The organism is Bacillus sp. IT-79MI2 (genome assembly GCF_949768135.1).
GTDB classification, from domain to species: domain Bacteria; phylum Bacillota; class Bacilli; order Bacillales; family Bacillaceae_G; genus Bacillus_A; species Bacillus_A pseudomycoides.
This window is the reverse complement of the sequence record NZ_CATKPV010000044.1, coordinates 123,275-144,417: the sequence shown is the minus strand read 5'-3', so window position 1 is coordinate 144,417 and position 21,143 is coordinate 123,275. Positions and strand designations below refer to the sequence as shown.

The following is a 21,143-nucleotide window of genomic DNA, read 5'->3' as shown; positions in this document are numbered from 1 at the left end:
TGTCAAGAACCCCATTTTTTCGAAATACGGAACTATAACAGTATTTTTTACTTGTTCTTCATTCATATATTTATTTCCCATATAAATCCCCTCTTCTCCCTATTTACTTAATAGTTCCAGAACTCCCCTAAACAACACCGAGGAATTCCTAACAACCAAATCCAAAGACAACTCTTTAAACACATCTCCTTTTCCAACCATCACATTCTCCTGCTCATAATCAATCCTGATCTGAACATCTTGAATAGAATAACTCCTAATAGAAGACGCCTCATCCAAATTAGAGTGAGCCAACTCAACCTTCACCTGCTTTGTAAATCGACGCAGCGTTTTCCAAAGTACACGTTCTTCTTTTGACTTCATAAATAATTCCGGAAGCTCTTGTACTTCTTTTAATAGTGACATACTTGTTAGCATATATGTCTGAATTCCATACCCTACTGGACGAATGAGATGATCGAGCTTTTTCCATGGCTCTAGTTCGAAATAAACACAATCATTTGTTTCATCGCTGGATAATGGATTCTCCCTGTTTATGTGAATATCTTTAATTGTTGCCACACGTTGAATACCACCGTTTTCCCCATACCATTTTTTCGGTAAATATAAGGCTATGTATTTCACTTCTTGCCAGCCTGGTTTTAATTGTGAAACAGGAATTTGATAGAAGCCTTCTTTCATATATGTTTCATAATCTTTTTCGCTTTTCACACTACCGACTAATACCTTTTCGTCTAAAGAAGATTTCCATTCTTCTTTTGTTCCTCTTGGGAGAATTCCTTCTCTTATAATCTCTTCTGCGCTTTTTTCGATGAGATGATCGAGAAATTGTTCTACTAGTCTGGTTGCGTTTGGTAAAAATGGAAATCCACCGATGTTTACTTTTTCAATGCTTTTATAAAAAGGATGGTGCTCATATTCTTCCTCTTGATTCCATGGGAATAATACATAAGCTCCATAGGCGGTTCTCTCAAATGGTCCCCCTTGATCTACTACTAACGCATCTCGATATCGGTGCATCGTGTTAATGTCTTCTTCCATTGGACCCGGCGTTCCATACTGTCTTTTATAATGGGAATCACTTTTAGCAAAATCGATTCGATATTTAGCGTCAAAAACATATTGATATTGATAAGTTTTCCCTTTCTTCTCAATAGCAAGCATTGTATCTGGCTTTTGCGTGACAGTTGGTAATGCGTTATTTCTCTTTTGAAAATAAAGCTCGATCACTTCATCTGTTTCAGGGTGCCGAAATGTTCTTTTTGCAGTTTTGCTTTCATCCAGCGTCACATATAGTCCATCTTGCCGAACTTTAATAACATCTTGATCCACCGTTACGTACTTTTTAGATAGAATTTGTCCAAGCTTTAAGTACGTCCAATATTCATACAATCTTGCGACATCTTTAACAGACATTTTGAAGATCTGTCCTCTTAGTGTTAGACCTCTCGATAACATTAGAAAAATTTGATACGCATCCCTATAACCAGATGCCATTTGAATGACAAGTGAAAAGACGGAACGATCCAGTTTTCCGATCCCATTCCAAAATGGATCATTCAACTCATTTTTCATTCGAGATTTCATTTTTCTTACGTTTTGAATAAGACCGTCATCAATTGGTAAACTCTTAAATCCAGAATCCTTTTCCAAAGATGTAAGTAAACCATCGATTTTATGTACCACTCTCTGAATCATCCATTTAATAAAACGATTTTCCAATGTATCGTAGGATACTTCCTTATACGCTGTGATTCCTTTAGATGGAACCATATTTGCCTCTACCCCTTGAAACAAGTGCGGCCTTTTCCGTAAGTAATTCATCCCAACAGAATCTAGCCTACGAATTTTTTCTCCTTGTACGAGCTGATGACGCGTAATAAGTGTATGGTGCGGTTGCCTCTTAATATGAGAAATTGCCTTCATAAATCTATGAAACGAATCATTTAAAATACGGTAAAATTCACTCTTAGATGGGTTTGTAGCATAGATTGTTGATGCTCCTAAGTAAGTCCTTTTCAATAAATGAAATGCCAAATTATAAATTTCATCATTCACTTCTTCCAATAACGCTCGATAGTCATCTTTGTAATCGAGCTTCGATGGATAAATCTCTAATGTGACTGTTAATAGAGATTTTTTATCATCCTGAATTTCAAATGTTGTATAACCTACTTCATTTGGAAATGAGAGATTCCCCATTAATAGTTTCAATGAGCCCATTTGCGTAGAGCTAATTGCCTTTCGAAGAGATGGATGTTCATGGTGAAAAGACAATTCCTGATTATTTTTAGGAACAACTACAAGCTGATAACTCCTATTCTCAAAAAAGATAGGAGGGTGCTCGGCTAATTCACTAAGCTTTTGTAACCGAGCATCATATACCAAGATAGATTCTACTTCTCCAGACACATGAAAATGCATCATTTCATCTGAACCAATTGATTGATGTTTTTTTAAATTCTCATATTTTTCATGATAGGGATTCCCTTTGATCGTCAATGACAAATTCGCTGTTTCAATCTTAACTAGTTCTATATCACTATTAGATCCAGAAAGAGGTGAAGCCATCATACTCGAACCTCCTTAACATATGAGACAACTTCTTAGCAGAACGAGGATACTTCGCATAAGACATAGCATCTTCGTTATCAAACTCTTGATTTGTACATAGCGTATATAATTTCTTTAATGCCTCTTCTGTCCGTCTATCACTTCCTGCAATACGCGGTAAGATCTTTTGATACATCTGATAGTCTAACGCCTCATCAAACGATAATAGTTCACTTTTTTCATTGTAAGCCATGTAAAAGCAAATTTCGTCACGTATCCGGTACCCCACTTGTGCTCCAATCAGTTCAAGAATTTCATTGATTTCAATTAAAATATGAGATACTTTCTTCACGAGATCTTTATTGAGCTGAAAACATTCTTTTAAATGAAGAAACGTGGCTGTCAAGGAATTATTAGAAACACGCTTTGCCTGCACTTCTTCTGCATCCATTAAAAACTCAAAGGAATCTAACTTCACTTGATTAAATTCAATCGTATTCGCACGATCCAGTACTTTTTTACTTAACGGATGTGTTGTTTCATCCATATTGACAGTTCCAATAACGTACACATTTGACGGAATCGTAATTCGTTTCCCAACAATCGATTCAGGAAGAACCGCCGATGTAACAATCTCTCTCCCTTCCCATTTTCGGCTTTCAATAACACTTAGAAAATCACTGAAATAGTACTCTACACGTGCTAAATTCATCTCATCAAGCACAACAAAATAAGGCTTGTCCGGATTCTCTGCTGCTTTTTCAAGAACTTGAATTAACGGTCTTTCTTGAAATTCCCCTTTAATATTCACATAGCCAAGTAAATCCGAACTATCACTCCAATCAGGCCGCACAGGAATCAACGTGAACTGTCCATTTTCCTCAGTTGCCCCTAAACTTTCAGCGAACCACTGAACAATTTTTGTTTTTCCTGTCCCTGAAATACCAGACAAAATAACAAAAGGCTTCGTTTTTAAAGAAAGGAAAAAGTTAATAATATCTTGCTTATCGTAATAGAAACCTTTGCTTTTCATATAAGAAGATACATGATCTACAATTTCCTTCCCATTCAAATCCATTTCTTTTTGCTGCTCGTAAATCATTGCACGATTATTCCCTTTCTCTCTAAAGGAAATGTATCCCTCATAATAGCTAAGCATTTCTTTTAAATCTTCCACTAATTCTGCTTCACTTGGCATTTGATTACCATCATATACAATGTATGCCGCTGTTGAATTTGCATAGCCTTTTGCTTTTGGACTTGTACCCAGGAAAATCCCATCATCTTTTTTCACTTTTGTAGACATATGTATATGTTGACGGATTTCTTGTTTAATTTCTTCCATTTCTTCTTTAGAAGTTTCAGTTACTCCTTGCGCTAGCGTTAAATATAATTGCTTCATATCTTCGCTAAATAAATAAACGATATAATACCCTCGCTGCGTCGATGTCGTAATGTCTTTATTCATGATAGCAAGCCATGGCACAGCGGCCCAATTCCCTTGTCCAACTGAGCCCGTAACAACGTACTGATTATGATCGATAAAAGATAAACGAGTTATCTCCGTTGTTATTTCATTTCGAACAACTGAACCAAGTTTATGACCTGCAAATTTTTCTGTTCTCGCTTTTAAATATTCATGCATAACAGTTAAAAACTTTTCACGTAAGTTACTATTCATCATATCGTCCTCTTTACTATTCTCTTCTAAATATTGTTCAACTGGAACCCAGCTATCGTTAATTAACCCTATCTTTTCAAGCCACATTAACAAGTTATGAGTACGTTTCTTGGCTACTGACTCAAGCATTAAATTATCCCCTAGTGAATTTCGGACAATCGTCATTCCTAAATTCACTAAAGCCTCTTTCTTTTCAGACTTTGAAGCGTTCACTAAAATCTCAAGTACAAATAGGGCAATTCGAAAATATTCTTGCTCTAAAGCTAACTTTTGAATAAAAGCATCCCTATTTTTTGATTGAATATATTCATTTAATAGTTTCATATGAATTTCATGATATTCATCTAAAAACCCTAATAATCTCAAATCTTGACGTCCCCCAGATTTAACTCTATATGAATTCCCACCCATTTGCTGATGCAACTTCTTAGGATCATATGTACCATTCATTATCTCTTCTAAAAACGTCACCACTTTCTCGTATTGCTCACATGGTAAATCATCCGTTTGAAATTCCTTGAATGTAATGACTTTTGTATTGTTAAGTGTTGTAACTTTCACAAAAGGAAGTTGTGCAAAGAAAGCCATCAAAAAAGCACTCTGTCCGTTTGCTTGCAAAAAATCTTCAGCAGTTGCTGTGCGGACTTTTATAAAATCTTGCCAAGCTTGCTGAAAAAGCTCAAAAGTTATCATAAAATATGGCTGTAATTCTTCTCCCCTTTTGTACTTCTCACGTAAAAGTTCTGTTTCAACGTATAGCCCTTTATCATCTGTCTTTATAATCAAATAAGATTTATTAGTATTTATATCATTAACTTGATTAGTTATTTTAGCAATTTCAATTATAAGTTTCTCTAACATTTTTACCTCCGCAGTTACAATTAATTACAATTACTACTATTTTAACAAACTATATATAAAAGAAAAATGATACGCTATAACATATGAGTGAATAACATTTCTTCCTACTTTGTATTGTTCTTCCCCCTTCTAACAAGGCCAGTGTCGCCACATCAATTCACTTATCAATTAAAACATTTACAACTTTCTCTTTATTTTCATACAAAAAAACTCAAACTCCGCCAGATTGATTCCAAACACTTTGCTTACCTAAAAAGAGAATTAATCCCCATTATATTGAGAATTTTCAGATAAATATATATAATTTATTTATATTTATACGCTTTCATACTTAATCCATAATGATGCTTTTCAAATTACTTCAATTGAATAGGGAGGTCGATGGATTAGCAAAGACCAACGCTGGCATGAAACTAGAGTGTGCACATACCCAATAGTTTTCAAATGTAGAAAACAAACTTTGTTCAAAGGAGGGTTTAATCATGTCTCAATCCACCAATCGCGCCAATACAAGGCGCATTACAGGAAACATCTTCAAAGGTTCAGTTGGAAATCTGATTGAATGGTACGACTGGTACGTCTATTCTGCTTTCGCCGTGTATTTCTCAGCAGAGTTCTTCCCCAAGGGAGACTCGACCAGTCAACTGCTTAACACGGCAGCAATCTTTGCCGTAGGCTTCTTGATGCGCCCGCTAGGAAGCCTACTGATGGGCCGTTATGCTGATCGTCACGGCCGCCGGGCTGCACTGACGCTTTCTATCACCATCATGGCCGGTGGTTCTCTGATCATTGCTTGTACTCCAGGTTATAGCACCATTGGTATACTGGCCCCTATTATTCTAGTTCTCGCACGTCTGCTTCAGGGGTTGTCGTTAGGTGGAGAATATGGAACTTCGGCTACATACCTGTCCGAGATGGCCAGCAGCGGCCGCCGCGGTTTCTACTCAAGCTTCCAGTATGTAACACTCGTTGCTGGACAGCTGGTAGCACTAGGCGTTCAGATTGTCCTCCAGCAAATACTCAGCGAACCGGATATGAAATCTTGGGGCTGGCGTATTCCTTTCATTATCGGAGCAATGGGAGCAGTAGCTGTATTGTGGCTGCGTCGCACGATGGATGAATCGGAGCAATTCTCAAAAATGGGTTCTGAAAGCCGGGAGAACGCTGGAACCATTCGGGCTTTAATGAAACACCCTAAGGCAGTGCTGACAGTAGTCGGGCTAACGCTTGGTGGAACTGTTGCTTTCTATACTTACACGACGTATTTGCAGAAGTTCATGGTGAATACTGTAGGTCTTCCTAAGGAAGTTGTTAGTTGGATTAACTTTATTGCCCTCTTGGTATTTGTCGTACTCCAACCACTCGCTGGTATGTTGTCCGATCGGATTGGACGACGTCCGCTATTGATTGGTTTCGGCATCCTCGGAACTTTACTGACAGTACCACTGTTCCTAATCATGGAGCAGACGAAGTACCCTATCGTTGCTTTCTTGCTTATGATGGTAGGTCTCATTATTGTTACCGGTTATACTTCCATCAATGCGATCGTGAAAGCCGAGCTCTTCCCAACTGAAATCCGTGCCCTTGGCGTGGGATTCCCCTACGCAATCACTGTTGCGGTATTCGGCGGGACGGCGGAGTTCATTGCGTTATGGTTGAAGAGCATTGGACACGAGTCGCTTTTCTACTTCTATGTAGCTGGTTGTATTGCCATCAGCTTCATCACTTATTGGCGTATGGCTGAGTCATCGAAAACCTCTCACATCGAAGCTGAGCTAGACGATGAAAATACGCTAGCTACTCGCAACTCTGGTTCAAGGCACTCTTAAATGTCATAAATAGCTATTTTAAAACGATAATTCAGCTTAAAAACCCCTTGTTTATCAAGGGATTTTTAAGTTAAGAAATCTTTCTTGATTGTTTACATTTTCTAGCAGTAATGTAGAAGTAATAAACATCAGTATATTGAATAAAAAAACTCCAACTTTCGGCTGAAAAGTTGGAATTCCGCTTATCTTTCTATCATTAAGAGGTACTCTCTTCTCACTTCACAAAACACTCTAAACCCTACCTATAATAACTCATCTTCCAAAAAACTACGAATCCACTCTTTAAATTTTCCAAAATTAAAAAATCCTAAAAATCATAATGCCACAAAGGGATTGTAAAACAGAACAGGCCACGAAATAAATAATCATGGCCTGTCTGGTTTTATGAAAACATCGTATATGAGGCCCTAATACAGTTAAAGGAATCTCCTTCTACTTGTTTCCTATTTCTATTGTAATGCTCCAATCTCCATCCGTATGTACTCAAAAACTGTTTGTGCCTGTGTTTTTGAATACTTGAAATATAGAACCTTCATAGCTTCCAATTTTATTTACTAATAAGTTTTGATCATTTACTTTAACAATGAAGTTTTTGGAGCTATTATTAGATAAAGATATAAGCAAAAGGGGCCTATTTCATACAGTTACAATATATTTTAAAACGCATCTTAATCCCTTTTTAAATAGTTACCATTGTCATCATAACATTCAATAGCAGTACCTATAAAGCCTCTCAGGAGTAGTTTTAACATCTCTAAATCATTTATAAAAACACTCATCCAAATAGAAAAATACCCTCTCGCTATCGCCGTTTCAACTATTTGTTCTCTAAAGTCTATAGAATCATTTCGTTTCAAACGATCTAGAGCGCTCTCTGCTACTTGCCATGCATCTCTTCTTTCTCTCCATCTTCTATCCTTTTGCTCTGCATTGACATTTGGATTATCCGACGGTTCTTTATCTAAACCTACTAACTTAATCATCTTTAATGCCATATGACGATGGCCTTGTTCTAAATTCGGATTTACTTCTATTCTCCCTGCACGAAGCAAGGGCAACAAAATAGTTAGTTACACTCATTCTTGTAAAACTGCACACAAACCTACCCGTCGTATATAATGAATGGTACCAAAGAGCTATTGCCGGGCTTTCAACATATAATTATTCCATTTTTTTCAACAGCTTAGCTAAATAAATTTCATGAGAAGTATCCCGTAAAAAGGAAAAAAACAAATCATCTAGCTCTTCTGCTAACTCTTCGTTTATTTCCTCACCTTCTTCATCAGACAATTCAAAGTTAGCATGCTTCCATTCATTATACTTTTCCTCAACTAAATCTCTAAAACTGATCCAATGTTTTCCGAAGTTTGATGTATAAGTGGCAGTCCAGCTATTAATATGAATTGTACCTAACAGCTCGGCCAATTTAGAATCAAAATTAACGGAAACATTATTTCCCCCCAATGTCTTTTCAATCTCTTTTAGATCCTCTTTTGTCATTTTCTTGGCTTCCCCAGAATAATCATAGCTTACTCTTCCCGTATACGAATTGATACACGGTTCTTTTATAGGTTCCCATTTAAAAGCGACATGCTCGTCTATAGCATCCATAATCATATGAGAAAGAAGCAAATCGATTGCTTTTTCTCCCATTACAATCATCCTCTTTCATTTTTTGGAATTTTAAACATTATATTTCTGTTCCTTACTTATGATCGGGATTCAATCTACATGGAGGCATGTTCTATATGAAGTTATGGTAAACCTGGCTGTAATCATTTATGTTCGCGGAGTAGACGTATCATTTATAACTATGCCTAGTCCAATTTTAATAGATTATATATTTTTCTTGCAGTAAGATTTTCTTCCCTATCATCTGTCTTCAATTGTACTACAAAACGCCTCAAAAAGAACATACATTCGCATAGCCATCATAATCAATAAAACGATATCGACCGTTCCTTCAAATATATCAGCGCTTTTCCAAATATATCGACCATTTCTCACCATATATCGGCCAAACGACAAAATTCGCGACTCTAAACACAAAAAAGAGCTATTTCAAACTGAAATAGCTCCTTCATTCATTCAATTACTCTCAGCTCATCTAACAATGCTCGCTTCGTTTTATGCTGTATTTTTAGTGCTTCTAGACGTTTTTTCCATACGTCTTGTTCTTGTAGTTTCGTTTCGTAAATATCTTTTACTTTTTTGAAGTGTTTTATAGCTTGCTTGTAGCGTTTGCGATTGCCGTTTTGGATAAGAAGACAGCCTTTGATCCAATAGTATTCAATAATTTCCCTCGGGTACTTGTCTATGAGTTTATCTGCCAAGTCATCAAAGTTTGTATAGGGAGATTCAAACGCTATTCTTCTAGTATCTAAAATGACTTCTAATATCTCCTCATACATTTCACTGTCATAACAAATTTCCAAGTAATCCTTTGTACTTTCTTTTTGAACAATTCCTATCATCTCATCTTGTACTTCTGCCCAATCTTCAGCTGAAAGGTGCTCTTTCATGAAATGGAAGTCTTCAGCATGGCTTTTACCGCGATAATCCGTGCGAAATGCTCGTATTAAAATGTTTTTTCCCTCTTCATAATCATTCTTCTGTTTAAAGTATATAAATGCGCGGTCACGTATTAGGTCAATATCTGATTGCTTCTGGAAAGCACGGTCTATTAAAGCTTGCAATTGATTCAGTTTCTCTTGCTCCGCATAGTAATCAAATAGAAATGCGAATAATTCTGTTTGTCTACCTTGTCCGTTCTCTACTCCTGCTTCTGCTACCTCAACTGCTTGATCGATTTGACTTTGTGACAGGTAATATGTTACTAAATCCCAATAGTCCATCCCATATTTTAAAGATTGTAAGCGCAACTCTAAATACGCTTCTCCATCTTGTAATTGATCTTTATAAATGCGCATAATAAGCGTTCGATTCCAATCACTAGGGTGTTTTTGAAGTAACTGAACCACATGCCTCCAATCCGAATCAGACTCACATATTTCATAGATTTTGTCCGTTAGCACATCATCAAATCCAGAATTACCGATTGCATATTGCGTAAACACTCTATTAATGAGTAACTTTTTCTCTTCAGTAGAAATCGAATACTGAGATAATACGTCCGTCATTTTCTCCAAATATTCATAAACATCATATTCAAGATGTTCAGGTTCACCGCCGTAATCGTTAAAGTCACTAATAATCGCTTCTGCTCTGTCCCAATATTCCCAAAGTAGCTTATTTGATACAGGTTCTTTCTTTTCAGTTCCCTTCTGTAATGCATACCATTCCATTACAGCCATATCAATATCCATATACTGATCTGCCAAATGCTTCACTAATGCAATCAATTCTTCTTTCTCTAATTCCTTACACAAATCTTGTAATGAGACAGCTTGCGCCATACCCTCACTCTCCCTCATCATTTCCACCATATATTACTTCCCCAGCAGCATACATCTCCAAAACCCCATTAACAAACGCCAAATCAAATTCCTCTGGATCAAATTCTCCGAGCCATTCTTCCATTCCTTCGTCTAGCTCACCTTCACCTTTTAATGCTGCTTGGATTTCGTTATACATGTAAATGCCTCCGCAATCTTCAGGTGGACACGCGCGCTTTCCTTTTTGACATGTAGGAACAGTAATCTTCTCATCAATTGGTAATATTTCCTCTAGTACTAGCTGGTGATCCCAATCATCACCGAAGTCATATGTATATACACATTTTTGTTTTTCTTCTGTTATTAATTCTCCTACCTGTGTTTCTTGTGCATCGTATGTTTCAACAGAAGGTGGGAAGAAATCAAATGAATCGTCTTGGATTTCAACATACGCATCTCCAGTGTCAAAACGATATAAATGAGAATTTTGCCATCCCATTACAATTTGAATAATGTCATGTAACTCTACAAATGTCATTTGATTATCGATCAGAAATCTTCTCCAAATCGGTGGGCGAATTCCCTTTAATGTAACTTTAAATTGATAGATAGCGGGTTTCACAGGCTTTCCCTCTCTTACTTTATCTATATCTTGTCCACCGACAAACTTTATAATTTCTTCTAAACGTTCCTTTTCAGCAGGAGGCATTACTCTCCAAAGATCAGTTTTTTTAATTTCCCCAATCAGATCTAATACGATTTTGTTTATCAACATATTGAAACACCTTCTTTTTTTCATAGCTTATAAAAGTCATTATAAACAATACACAAAATATATAGCCATCATGAACTCTCCACCAGATACACCACTTCCACTCTTGCCACGGTATCTTTTTTGCGCACTTTTATATGAAAATAATAGCATATTTCACCATGTTTATTTTGTTCCATATGCCACTCTACTTTTCCTTCAAAGCTAAATTGTTGGATTACAATTTATATTCATCTAAATAAAATGATATCGAACATTCTATCCAATATATCAGAGATTCGACGCAACATATCGACCAGCCGACAAATTCCGCCCCCCAACCCCAAATAAAAAAGAGGCCACCCCAACAGGCAACCTCTTCATAAAACATTAAACCAATAAAAACCCCCGCTTTAACGGATCTCTCGGATCCATTACAAATTGATGGAATCCTGTAATAAATGCCTGACCAGTCACTTTTGGAACAATTGCCTCGTACTCATCTATTTTTGTCACGGACAATACTTCTCCGATAAATTGTCCGTCAGTGATACATTCATGGATGAAACTTTCTCCCTTCTGCAAAGCACCCTTTTCAAAAAGAGTTGCAAGTCTTGCGGAAGTGCCTGTTCCACAAGGAGAACGATCTACTTGCCCATCAGCAAAAATGGTCACATTTCGTAACGTTGCATCTTTTTCATTTGGTTCATCGGAAAAGATAACGCCATATATTCCTTTTAAATCTTCTTCAAGAGGATGCTTTACTTCCATTTGACTTTCAATGTGATGTTTAATTTTCCCGCCCCACGTTTGAATGGTAGGTAAATCTTTAAAATTCACTTTTAAACCGAATTCTTTACTGTCGACAACAGCATAAAATGCTCCTCCAAAAGCAATATCTACTTGAAATTCATAGCCATCAATTTTTATAGGAACATCTTTTTTGTAAACAAAAGAAGGAACATTTTCAAATGATACGGATTCTACTTGGTTTCCACTATATGTTGCGTACGCAATCACCTCTCCTGCCGGGCTATCAATAATGAATTTTTGTTTTTCGCCTGTCACTTCGAACATGCCAGTTTCAATTCCTACTGTGACGACCGCAACAATTCCATGGCCGCACATTGTACTCCAGCCTTCATTATGCATAAACAATACCCCAAAATCAGCATGAGGACTTGCCGGCGGCGTAATGATACAACCATACATCCCATGATGCCCTCTCGGTTCATACATCAAAACTTCGCGAAGATGGTCCAAGTGTTCCATACAATAAGCTCTTCTTTCTAATTGCGTTTCCCCTTTTATCTCCGGCACTCCGCCTGTAATAATACGTAATGGTTCCCCCGCTACGTGTGCATCAATTGTTGTGTATATTTTGCTAATCTTCATTTCTATCTCCTCCGTGTTTGTATTTTAAAAGTGTCTTGCTTTTTTATTAGCAAGTATCGTGCCAAACGAAAATTAGCCTAATATTATTAACATTCAATCAATTTCATTTACATTGTTTCAAAAAAGTTGTATCCTTTTAGCAACAAATCTGTCTACGAGTGTCTACTTTTGTATACGATTTAAAATCATTGGGGGATATGTTATGAAACAATCTGATACCTTTGCGATTCCTACATTGCATACACTTCTCTCTTCTGTAGAAGAAGCGATTTCTATTGTAAATACGAAAGGCGTCATGCTGTATTGGAATGAAGCAGCAGAAAAAATGTATAACATAAAGAAGGAAGATATTATCGGAAGAAATGTTCAGGAATTTTTCTTAAAAGAAGATATTATGAACCTAAAAGTTCTTGAGAGTCAGCAACCTGTTCGGGATATTTATCACCTCCCGCGCCCAGATAAGCATGTATTGATTAGTACAACTCCCATTTATAATGAAAGCAATGAACTAATTGGCTCTATGTCTGTAGAAAAAGATATTACCGCTACGATTAAATTAAATGAAAAGTTATCCTCTACATCTGAAGAATTACAGCAATTAAAACAACAAATGATTCAAAATAATAGAGACGATCCCTTCAGCAATATAAAAGGAAATAACTTGGCAATCCAGCACATCATTCATGACATGAAAAAAGTAGCGAAGACAGATGCGACCATTTTGATTACTGGGGAAAGCGGTGTTGGAAAAGAGCTTTTTGCACAAGCGATCCACGAGGCAAGTTTGAGAAGTAAGAAAGCATTTATTCCGATTAATTGCGGTGCCATTCCTAATGCTTTGTTTGAGAGCGAGTTATTTGGTTATGAATCAGGAGCATATACCGGAGCCGCTAAAGGAGGCAAACCTGGAAAAATAGAGTTAGCAGACGGAGGTACTTTATTTCTAGATGAAGTAGGTGAACTCCCACTTGATATGCAAGTGAAACTACTTAGAGCGTTACAAGAAAAAGAGATTTATCGAATCGGAGGACAAACAGCTAAGAAAATCGACGTCAGAATTATCGCCGCAACAAATCGCATATTAGAAGATATGGTATTAAATGGAACCTTCCGATCTGATTTATTTTATCGACTCAACGTATTTACTGTCTGCATCCCTCCACTTCGGGAACGAACGGACGATATTTCCTACTTAGCTCATCATTTCTTCAGAGAATTTTCTTTCAAATATAACAAACCAACCCCTTTCGTTCATCAAGAGGCAACTGAACGATTAAATAAATATTCTTGGCCAGGTAACATCCGCGAGTTACGTAATATCATAGAAAGACTGATCGTTCTTCATGAAGGCAGCGAAATATACGAATCAGACATTCTCAAGCTACTGCCGCAAGCAAAATCTTTTTCACCACCTGTTAACCAAGCTATGCCCTCACTCACTGATGAAAGAGAAAGTCTTGAGAAAACACGCATTCTTCAAACTTTGCAAAAGACTTATGGGAATAAAAGCGTTGCGGCAAAAAAATTAGGAATGTCGCGCGCTAATTTGTATAAGAAGATGAAGAAGTATGAGATTACTTTTGATAAAACGGATATTTAATATATTAACCCCCGAATCATAGGCTTTATTAAAGCGCCCTTTTATGGAATAACTGAGTAACTTCTATTAGCTGAGACCGGAGGGACTACGGGGATACCTAATCAAATAGAAACCTTAGTTATTAACCGTATAAAAAATAGTTTCATAAGATACTTTGTGACAAATAACTAAAAGGTGTGATTCAAATGATTAAGGAAGAAGTTCAAAAGCTGCTTAATAATTTAATTCAACTCGAAAATTTATCGTCTTCCATCTATTTAGCCATGTCTGCCGATGCGAATCGTAAAAACTATACTGGTATGGCACATTGGCTAAAGCTTCAGTCGGACGAAGAGCGAAAACATATGTTGAAGCTTATTGATTACTTAGCAGGAAAAGATGGAATCGTACAAATACTTGCAATACCAGCACAATCTGCAGATTTTGGTACACCACTAGAAACTTTTGAGAAGGCGTTAGAACATGAACGTTTTGTAACAAACGCATACCGGCAAGCTTATGATTATATTACTCAAGTAGATTCTCAAACCCTGATTATTATTCTAGCTTTTTTAAGGGAACAAATTGAAGAGGAAAATCAAACCTTAACTATAGTAGAACGGTTAAAAATAGCAAAGGATAATCCAGCTGCTTTATTGTTATTAGATCAAGAGTTGGGACAAAGGAAGAACGGTGGAGCAGTAGAAGCAAACGGATAAAAATCAAATCTTTCTTTTGAACATTGGAAATGACTCAAACTTCATGCCTAAAGATGCATGCAAAACTAATTTAAGCCAATTGAAGAATGTGTATATGGAGTATCATCAATATTTTGACATAAAACCCTCGCTAGAATTATTAATGGAACATAATACTGTTTAAATACATCAAGAGATACCATAACAGCCAAACGCTTTTTTGAAAAAGTATTGGCTGTATGGATTATCTTCTGATAAATTTAACCAGGTATCCTTTAATGATTTTAAACTGGCCTTTTTTCTCCGTATGCAATCGATTAACTCAAATAAATCTTGTGTACTGCGAGTGATTCGAGTTAAGTCTGTAACATAAATAATGTCATCTTCCTGTAAATCCTCTAACATTTTTTGGAGTTGTTCGCGATCCTTTGTTGCTCCAGAAACTTTTTCTTCAAAAATAATATCCATTCCGATTTCGTTCAGTTGCTGAAATTGTCTTGAAGGATTCTGGCTAGTAGAACTGACACGTATATAACCGATTTTCCGCAAAATATCACCTCATTTTTGATACAAGTCTTATGAGACACTCCTAACTATGATTTTTTCAGTCTACTTCACTTATATCAATAGAGTACACTCTATTGATACAAGTCTTTCAAACCCTGGTTCTGGTGCAAAGATTGTATTTATTTGAAAGAGGTATATAGATTCCTAATGGAATCTATTCTTATGCAGCCATTCCGAATAGTTGATGAATAAACTTCACTTCATTTTGGACAGACTTGTCCCGTAAAATAAGTTGGCCTTTTTTAATGATATGCATCGCTTCTATTCCTGAAAGAATAGATTTAGCTGTACGAAAAGATTTCAATCCTAACATTGAACGAACTCTCTTTTTAATAAAACGATGATCTTGCTCTACAATGTTATTCAGGTATTTTACTTGCCTTATTTGGATGCCTACAGGCATCTTTTTCTCTGTCTTCAACTCTTCAATCGCTATAGGATAGGCCGGGTTTTTGTCCACTGTAATCACACGGGGCTTTGAAACATGAAAAGACTGCAAAGCTTTCTTGAAAAAACGCTTTGCAGCCCTATGATCTCTTGTTTTGCTTAAATGAAAATCAATTGTATATCCTTTTGAATCAACAGCACGATATAGGTACATCCATTGACCTTGGACTTTCACATACGTCTCATCGACTCGCCAAGAATCATTGGTTGACTTAAGATGACGTCGTACTCGCTTATCTAATTCGGGACCATATTGATGAACCCATCGCATGATAGTTGTATGAGCCAGGGGTAGCCCGCGTTCTTCCATCATTTCGACTAAATCACGAAAACTGAGGTTGTACCGTAGGTACCATCTCACGGTTAATAAAATAATATCCGGTTGATAATGTTTCCACTTGAATAGATTTTGCTTTTCCATACCAATCACATCCTTTTTTAGAGTACTAGTATCAGTATGTCCAAGTCTGAAAGACTTTTTTTAGATATTTTGAAGTTTTTGCACCAGAACCATAATTCTTATTAATTTTATATATGAAATTTAAGATTTTACAATATCATTTCTTTTTATCTGTTATAAACGTAATACGTTGTTTTTGTAAATCATAGGTTAATTTTGCATCGAATTTTTCTCCATTACTCTTATTTTCAAACCCAGATATTGTATCAGTCATGTTCTTTTCTAATAACTTTTTTACTTGCGTGCTATTTATTTTCTTTTTCAAAATGGTTCCAGACACAATAAATTCACAAAGATTTTTATAATGTTCTCATAGATAAGTCGTTTTCCCTATCCTTTTTATACTTTTTTCAAACCTTGTAACAGAACCGCATCCGGAATAATGTTATTCGGCACTCTACCATATACATATATAGCATCTTGTAAAAAACGCAATTGATATTTACTAGTTTTTCATTATCTAATAATGAACTTATCTGTGCTGTAATTCGTTTCAACTCATTCACATGTTTTTAAAATTTTTTTTACATTTCAGTTATGTTCCTTTTTCACTTTTTGGAATCTTGTAAAATGAAGTGAAACCTCGAACGGATCCTTTTGAAGACTTATCAAATTTACAGGATGCATAGACGAAAAACAAAAGGAATTTCCATTTACTACAATCAACTAATCAAATTCCCTCTCTCCTATATACACTTTATGAAGCATTCATACTCGTTACTGCCGATAGGCTTATATATGAATCTAAGGCCGACCACGTTAGATTATCTCTCCATGAACCCGCTCTAATATAAACATTTAATCTATTACATAGTAGGAAGACAGCAATCTTCACTACCTGAAGCCTTTATAAAATCGTTTGCAGTTTTGTTGATTATATTCGTTATTTCTACTGTATTTTCATGAATAAAAAAATGGCCTCCATTAAATCTATATACTGTAGAGCCCCTTCTCGTTAGTTCCCGCCAAGGAATAATTTCGTTTATATCTATTTCATCCTCTTTTCCAATCATCAGAGATAAATCGCTATTTAATTTCTCAAATTTCTCCTTATAGACATACGTTTCAACTGCTTTAAAATCAGATCTTAGAATCGGAAGAAACAAATCGGAAAAGTTTGGATCATTTAATATTTCTTTAGAGGTACCTCCAATTTGATAAATTAACTCTTTGAACTCATCATTTGATAATTGATAGGATTTTTTATTTATATTAAATTGGGGTGCCTTTCTTCCAGATAAGAATATATTAAGTGGTGATATATGATTGCTAGATTGAAGCTTGTGGCTCAATTCAAAAGCAATCAAACTTCCCATGCTATGTCCGTACAACATATATGGGGATTGGTCAACATCGAGCTTAATCTTTTCGTATATATCGTCAACAATTTCTTCAATACTGTCATTTAGAGGTTCGGAATATCTTTTACCTCTACCAGCTAACTCAATAGGGCATAATTCAATTGAGTTAGCTAAATATTTCTTCCATTTCATATATATATTTGATGATCCCCCAGCATACGGGAAACAAAACAAACGAATTTTATCCATCTTACTTCACCTCATTAAAAATTCTAAGAAACCCCAGATAGAAATAAAAAAGCTATCCGGTCCTATTTGATTATTCTGCATATTCAGTACATATTAGAACTCTCTCTCCGAATATGCAATCATTTCTTTATATATTTCTTTTGCATCTTTTTTTATTATATTAGTAGAAAGATCAAAGTCTTCTTTAGAACATACACATAGTTTATAATTCTGCTCTAAAAAATATTGCTTCAGAGACTATTTATTATCCTTATTAATAACAGTGAAACCCTCACTAGAATACTTTTTCAAAGAAAAGGAATTTAAAGGTATTGATAATCCTTTGCCAACTGCTTTAACATAGCTCTCTTTAGCCGTCCATAATTCAAAAAAATAAGACAACCTTTCCTTCTCATCTTTTTCCAACAAATCCATGTACTCTATCTCAGAAAAGAGCTGTTTTGCAATCTCTAAATTAAAAGGTACGATTTTCTCAATATCAATTCCCACAGGCCCATGATGTATAGAACAAACAATCCAATCTTCTGAGTGAGAGATGTTAAAGTGAAATTCTGCAATGTTTTTTAAAAAAGGTTTTCCATAATCATTATGCATAAATTGAATATCTTCATTAGGCATTTTCAAAGTTTTAATGACATATAGCCTTATCATAATTTCTGCTAAAAGTGATCTTTGCGCATCTTCCCACTTTACAAAACTATTTATTTGGTCTTGTTTTTTTTTATCAACACATGATAAAAGATTGTTCCATTCATATTCTGTTACTTGGCTCGTCAATCTAGATGCTAATATCTTTAACATTTAACTCACCTTCCCTACTCAGGAAATTAGGAGATCTACTATGATAAATATTAAACCCTAAAGTTTATAGCAATTCCCTTGAATCATAAGGCTCTCCCATAGAGACCAATGTTTTGCGCTCACCTATGTATGAATTCCTTCCATGAGCAGCTAACATGTTATCTAACATCAGCAAGTCTCCTTTTTTCCATGGGAACATAACTGTTTCCGAATCATAAACTTCCCGAATAGTTTCAATAATCGAGTCTTCAATTGGAGTGCCATCACCGTAGTAAGTATTATAAGGTAATCCTTCACGCCCTAATAAACTAATAAGCATCTCGCGGATATCAGCTTTTAAGCTTGATTCATGCCAAAAAGCAGCATGATTAAACCATACGAACTCTCCACTGATAGGGTGTTGACGAATTGCTTTTCTTATTTGACTTGTACGCAAACGATTACCATCTTTCCATTCCACTTGTATTCTATGCCTCTCACAATATTTTTCAACTTCTTTTTTATTCTCAGTATGAAAGACTTCTTGCCATGGTAATCCAAAACCATCACCATAATTTCGTACTAGCATCCATCCTTTTTGAGAGAATATATCACGGATTTTCGGGTCTAACTTTTTATAGACTTGACGAACATCAGATATTGGTGTTTCTCCACCTTGTTTAGCTGGAGTAACAGAACAGAACCATATTTTCATTGGCCACACTGCCGAATACGAAAGTTCGTTATGTTGCAGAATAACTTGATCATTAGGGAAATCAGTAGATGTGTACACTTTATTTCCTACCTCAGTACGAGGTGAGGAGGACTCATTATATTCTAATATTTCAGAACAATTGATATCCAAAAATCGGTTGAATTTCTCTTGAGAATCAACGTTAAATCCCCTAAATAATATTCCGCCGTATTTGATCAGGTAACTATTTATAAGTTCATCATTTTGCTTAACAAATGTAGCAATATCTATATCCGGTCTTTTTGGAGTGATTAATAGCGGTAAGAAAGTAGCAGTTTCTAATTGTTTTATTTCTACTGAATTTATACTTGTTATGTCATCAAGGTTCCTCATATAGTTTTGCTCCTCTTCAGTTAATTATCTTAATTCGTTTGCTATAATTTCAATAGCTTTACATACATATTGTGTTTCCTCATAATTCCCCATGGAAACACGGAGATGACCTTCATATCCAAACGGTGTAGTATCACGGGTAAGAATTTTATATTCTTTTAATAAACGTTGTGAGAACAAACCATTTTCCCCAGGGACCTTTATCAATACAAAATTAGTCTGTGATCGAATATAGCTTATTTTAATACGATCCATTTCCGAATAAAAATATTCCTTTACTTCATTTACCCATTTTGTGTTTAAAGAATTTATATCATCTATCGCAGCTATGGCAGCAGCTTGTGCTAAACGATTCACGCTAAAAGGAAGAGCAGAACGTACTTGTTGCACTTTTTTAATAAGTTGTTCACTACCAATTGCATAGCCTACTCGTAGACCAGCTATACTATGAGACTTCGAGAATGTACGCATTACAATTGCCTGTCCGCCATCACGAATATAAGGAATTGCTGAAGAAAATGAGTTGTCAGCGAAATCGGCATATGCTTCATCAATAATTGGAACTGCTCCAGTTGCAGAAGTTTCTTTTAACAATCGTTGTAACTCTTCCTTGTCAATTGTTGTACCTGTTGGATTGTGAGGATTACATACAAAAACCGCATCAACTTCATTTTTGCAAGCCTCCACCAATTTATCAACTGAAACTCGAAAATCAACCATAGGTACAAAGCGGTTAGAGGCACTACTTAATGCAGTAGCTACCTTATATCCTGGAAAAGTTGATTCAGTAGTTAGTCCTGTCTTGTTTACTCCCAAGAGAGCAAGAGCAGTCAAAAGTAACACTTCATCAGTCCCATTCCCGACTATAACCATTTGGGGCTTAACTTTAAAATGTTTTGCAATTTTTTCTTTAAGAAGTGTACAGTCTGGATCAGGATAATAATGAGCTTGTTTTAACTCATTTTCAATCGCACATTTAATTTTTGATGAAATTGTGTTTGGATTCTCACTTAGGTGCATTCGATAAAGGCTAGGGGAATCAGCCCCCCCACTATTATAAGATTGTAGAAAATTATATTGTTGCATTAGCTTCTCCTCTCAAAATTAACGATAATTATTAAGTAGGACACCCAGACAATAACTTCCTCGAGTTGCCTCAAGTGTCAGAAATCGGTGTTTCATACCAGCAGGTATGTAAAATGTCGCAGGTGATTCGACAATGTATTCCTCCCCTTCGACTTCAATTTGAATTTTCGCTCCTCCCTTTTCAGGTGAGAATAATAGATAAATCTCTGGCACATCGTGTTTGTGTAGACTTGCCACAGGCTTACCTACTAATTCACTAATTTCTCCACCAGCTATCTCTACATTAACCCCTCCAAACATTTCCTCGGTTAATAAGAAGGGGGCTGGATGAAAATGCCCCTCTACCTCTTTCATTTTAGGTAAATCTTGAATAATTTCTGGTTTCATACTGTAAATTCCCCTTTCAAATTAAAACATATTAGTT

Annotated in this window: 17 protein-coding genes and 2 pseudogenes; 3 read left to right on the top strand and 16 right to left on the bottom strand. The window is 35.9% G+C overall.

Going from position 1 to position 21,143, the window contains the following annotated elements:
• Positions 1 to 99 precede the first annotated feature (99 nt).
• Both ACM6HU_RS03450 and ACM6HU_RS03445 read right to left on the bottom strand, forming a co-directional pair.
• Positions 100 to 2,571, bottom strand: a complete 2,472-nt coding sequence (locus ACM6HU_RS03450) for a DUF2357 domain-containing protein (protein WP_414847994.1) — start codon at positions 2,569 to 2,571, stop codon at positions 100 to 102.
• The gene (locus ACM6HU_RS03445) at positions 2,546 to 5,095 is read right to left on the bottom strand and encodes an MrcB family domain-containing protein (protein WP_016113317.1); all 2,550 of its coding nucleotides are present in this window, start codon (positions 5,093 to 5,095) and stop codon (positions 2,546 to 2,548) included. The genes ACM6HU_RS03450 and ACM6HU_RS03445 overlap by 26 nt, the downstream gene beginning before the upstream one ends.
• Positions 5,096 to 5,577: 482 nt before the next feature.
• Between ACM6HU_RS03445 and ACM6HU_RS03440 the strand changes: the two genes are divergently transcribed.
• Complete coding sequence (locus tag ACM6HU_RS03440) at positions 5,578 to 6,924, top strand: MFS transporter (protein WP_016113316.1); 1,347 nt, start codon at positions 5,578 to 5,580, stop codon at positions 6,922 to 6,924.
• A gap of 668 nt (positions 6,925 to 7,592) precedes the next feature.
• Here the strand turns inward: ACM6HU_RS03440 and ACM6HU_RS03435 are convergent.
• The 6 genes from ACM6HU_RS03435 to ACM6HU_RS03410 form a co-directional block, all read right to left on the bottom strand.
• Positions 7,593 to 7,976, bottom strand: a complete 384-nt coding sequence (locus ACM6HU_RS03435; protein WP_044880845.1) for a hypothetical protein — start codon at positions 7,974 to 7,976, stop codon at positions 7,593 to 7,595.
• A 109-nt stretch (positions 7,977 to 8,085) separates the two neighbouring features.
• Entirely contained in the window at positions 8,086 to 8,577 is a 492-nt protein-coding gene (locus ACM6HU_RS03430; protein WP_016113314.1) for a hypothetical protein, read from the bottom strand.
• Positions 8,578 to 8,796: 219 nt separating this feature from the next.
• The gene (locus ACM6HU_RS03425) at positions 8,797 to 8,973 is read right to left on the bottom strand and encodes a hypothetical protein (protein ID WP_414847991.1); all 177 of its coding nucleotides are present in this window, start codon (positions 8,971 to 8,973) and stop codon (positions 8,797 to 8,799) included.
• A 35-nt stretch (positions 8,974 to 9,008) separates the two neighbouring features.
• The gene (locus ACM6HU_RS03420; RefSeq protein WP_275857916.1) at positions 9,009 to 10,340 is read right to left on the bottom strand and encodes a hypothetical protein; all 1,332 of its coding nucleotides are present in this window, start codon (positions 10,338 to 10,340) and stop codon (positions 9,009 to 9,011) included.
• Positions 10,341 to 10,344: 4 nt separating this feature from the next.
• Positions 10,345 to 11,094 (bottom strand): plasmid pRiA4b ORF-3 family protein, encoded by a 750-nt coding sequence (locus ACM6HU_RS03415; protein WP_016113312.1) that lies wholly within the window; start codon positions 11,092 to 11,094, stop codon positions 10,345 to 10,347.
• A gap of 366 nt (positions 11,095 to 11,460) precedes the next feature.
• Entirely contained in the window at positions 11,461 to 12,465 is a 1,005-nt protein-coding gene (locus ACM6HU_RS03410; protein WP_275857917.1) for a proline racemase family protein, read from the bottom strand.
• A gap of 202 nt (positions 12,466 to 12,667) precedes the next feature.
• On the opposite strand from ACM6HU_RS03410, the gene ACM6HU_RS03405 reads away from it, so the two are divergent.
• Complete coding sequence (locus ACM6HU_RS03405) at positions 12,668 to 14,065, top strand: sigma-54 interaction domain-containing protein (protein ID WP_275857918.1); 1,398 nt, start codon at positions 12,668 to 12,670, stop codon at positions 14,063 to 14,065.
• A gap of 185 nt (positions 14,066 to 14,250) precedes the next feature.
• Positions 14,251 to 14,763, top strand: a complete 513-nt coding sequence (locus tag ACM6HU_RS03400) for a ferritin (protein WP_275857919.1) — start codon at positions 14,251 to 14,253, stop codon at positions 14,761 to 14,763.
• Positions 14,764 to 14,970: 207 nt separating this feature from the next.
• On the opposite strand, the pseudogene ACM6HU_RS03395 reads toward ACM6HU_RS03400, so the two are convergent.
• From ACM6HU_RS03395 to ACM6HU_RS03360, 8 genes and pseudogenes are all read right to left on the bottom strand, one after another.
• Positions 14,971 to 15,291 (bottom strand): annotated as a pseudogene (locus ACM6HU_RS03395) (recombinase family protein); the annotation flags it as partial.
• A 178-nt stretch (positions 15,292 to 15,469) separates the two neighbouring features.
• Positions 15,470 to 16,177: an IS6 family transposase gene (locus ACM6HU_RS03390; RefSeq protein ID WP_414847990.1), complete on the bottom strand. Its 708-nt coding sequence runs from the start codon at positions 16,175 to 16,177 to the stop codon at positions 15,470 to 15,472.
• Positions 16,178 to 16,313: 136 nt separating this feature from the next.
• A pseudogene (locus ACM6HU_RS03385) lies at positions 16,314 to 16,550 on the bottom strand (topoisomerase C-terminal repeat-containing protein); the annotation flags it as partial.
• A 472-nt stretch (positions 16,551 to 17,022) separates the two neighbouring features.
• A complete protein-coding gene (locus ACM6HU_RS03380; RefSeq protein ID WP_275857847.1) occupies positions 17,023 to 17,766 on the bottom strand; it encodes a thioesterase II family protein in 744 nt (247 codons plus the stop codon).
• A 237-nt stretch (positions 17,767 to 18,003) separates the two neighbouring features.
• Positions 18,004 to 18,567, bottom strand: a complete 564-nt coding sequence (locus ACM6HU_RS03375) for a 4'-phosphopantetheinyl transferase family protein (protein ID WP_275857846.1) — start codon at positions 18,565 to 18,567, stop codon at positions 18,004 to 18,006.
• Positions 18,568 to 18,631: 64 nt separating this feature from the next.
• On the bottom strand, positions 18,632 to 19,633 hold the full coding sequence (locus tag ACM6HU_RS03370) for a TauD/TfdA family dioxygenase (protein WP_275857845.1): 1,002 nt from the start codon (positions 19,631 to 19,633) through the stop codon (positions 18,632 to 18,634).
• A 24-nt stretch (positions 19,634 to 19,657) separates the two neighbouring features.
• Positions 19,658 to 20,719 carry a pyridoxal phosphate-dependent aminotransferase gene (locus tag ACM6HU_RS03365; protein WP_275857844.1) on the bottom strand — a complete coding sequence of 354 codons (1,062 nt, stop codon included), beginning with the start codon at positions 20,717 to 20,719 and terminating at the stop codon, positions 19,658 to 19,660.
• An 18-nt stretch (positions 20,720 to 20,737) separates the two neighbouring features.
• Positions 20,738 to 21,106, bottom strand: a complete 369-nt coding sequence (locus tag ACM6HU_RS03360) for a hypothetical protein (RefSeq protein WP_098873340.1) — start codon at positions 21,104 to 21,106, stop codon at positions 20,738 to 20,740.
• Positions 21,107 to 21,143 lie beyond the last annotated feature (37 nt).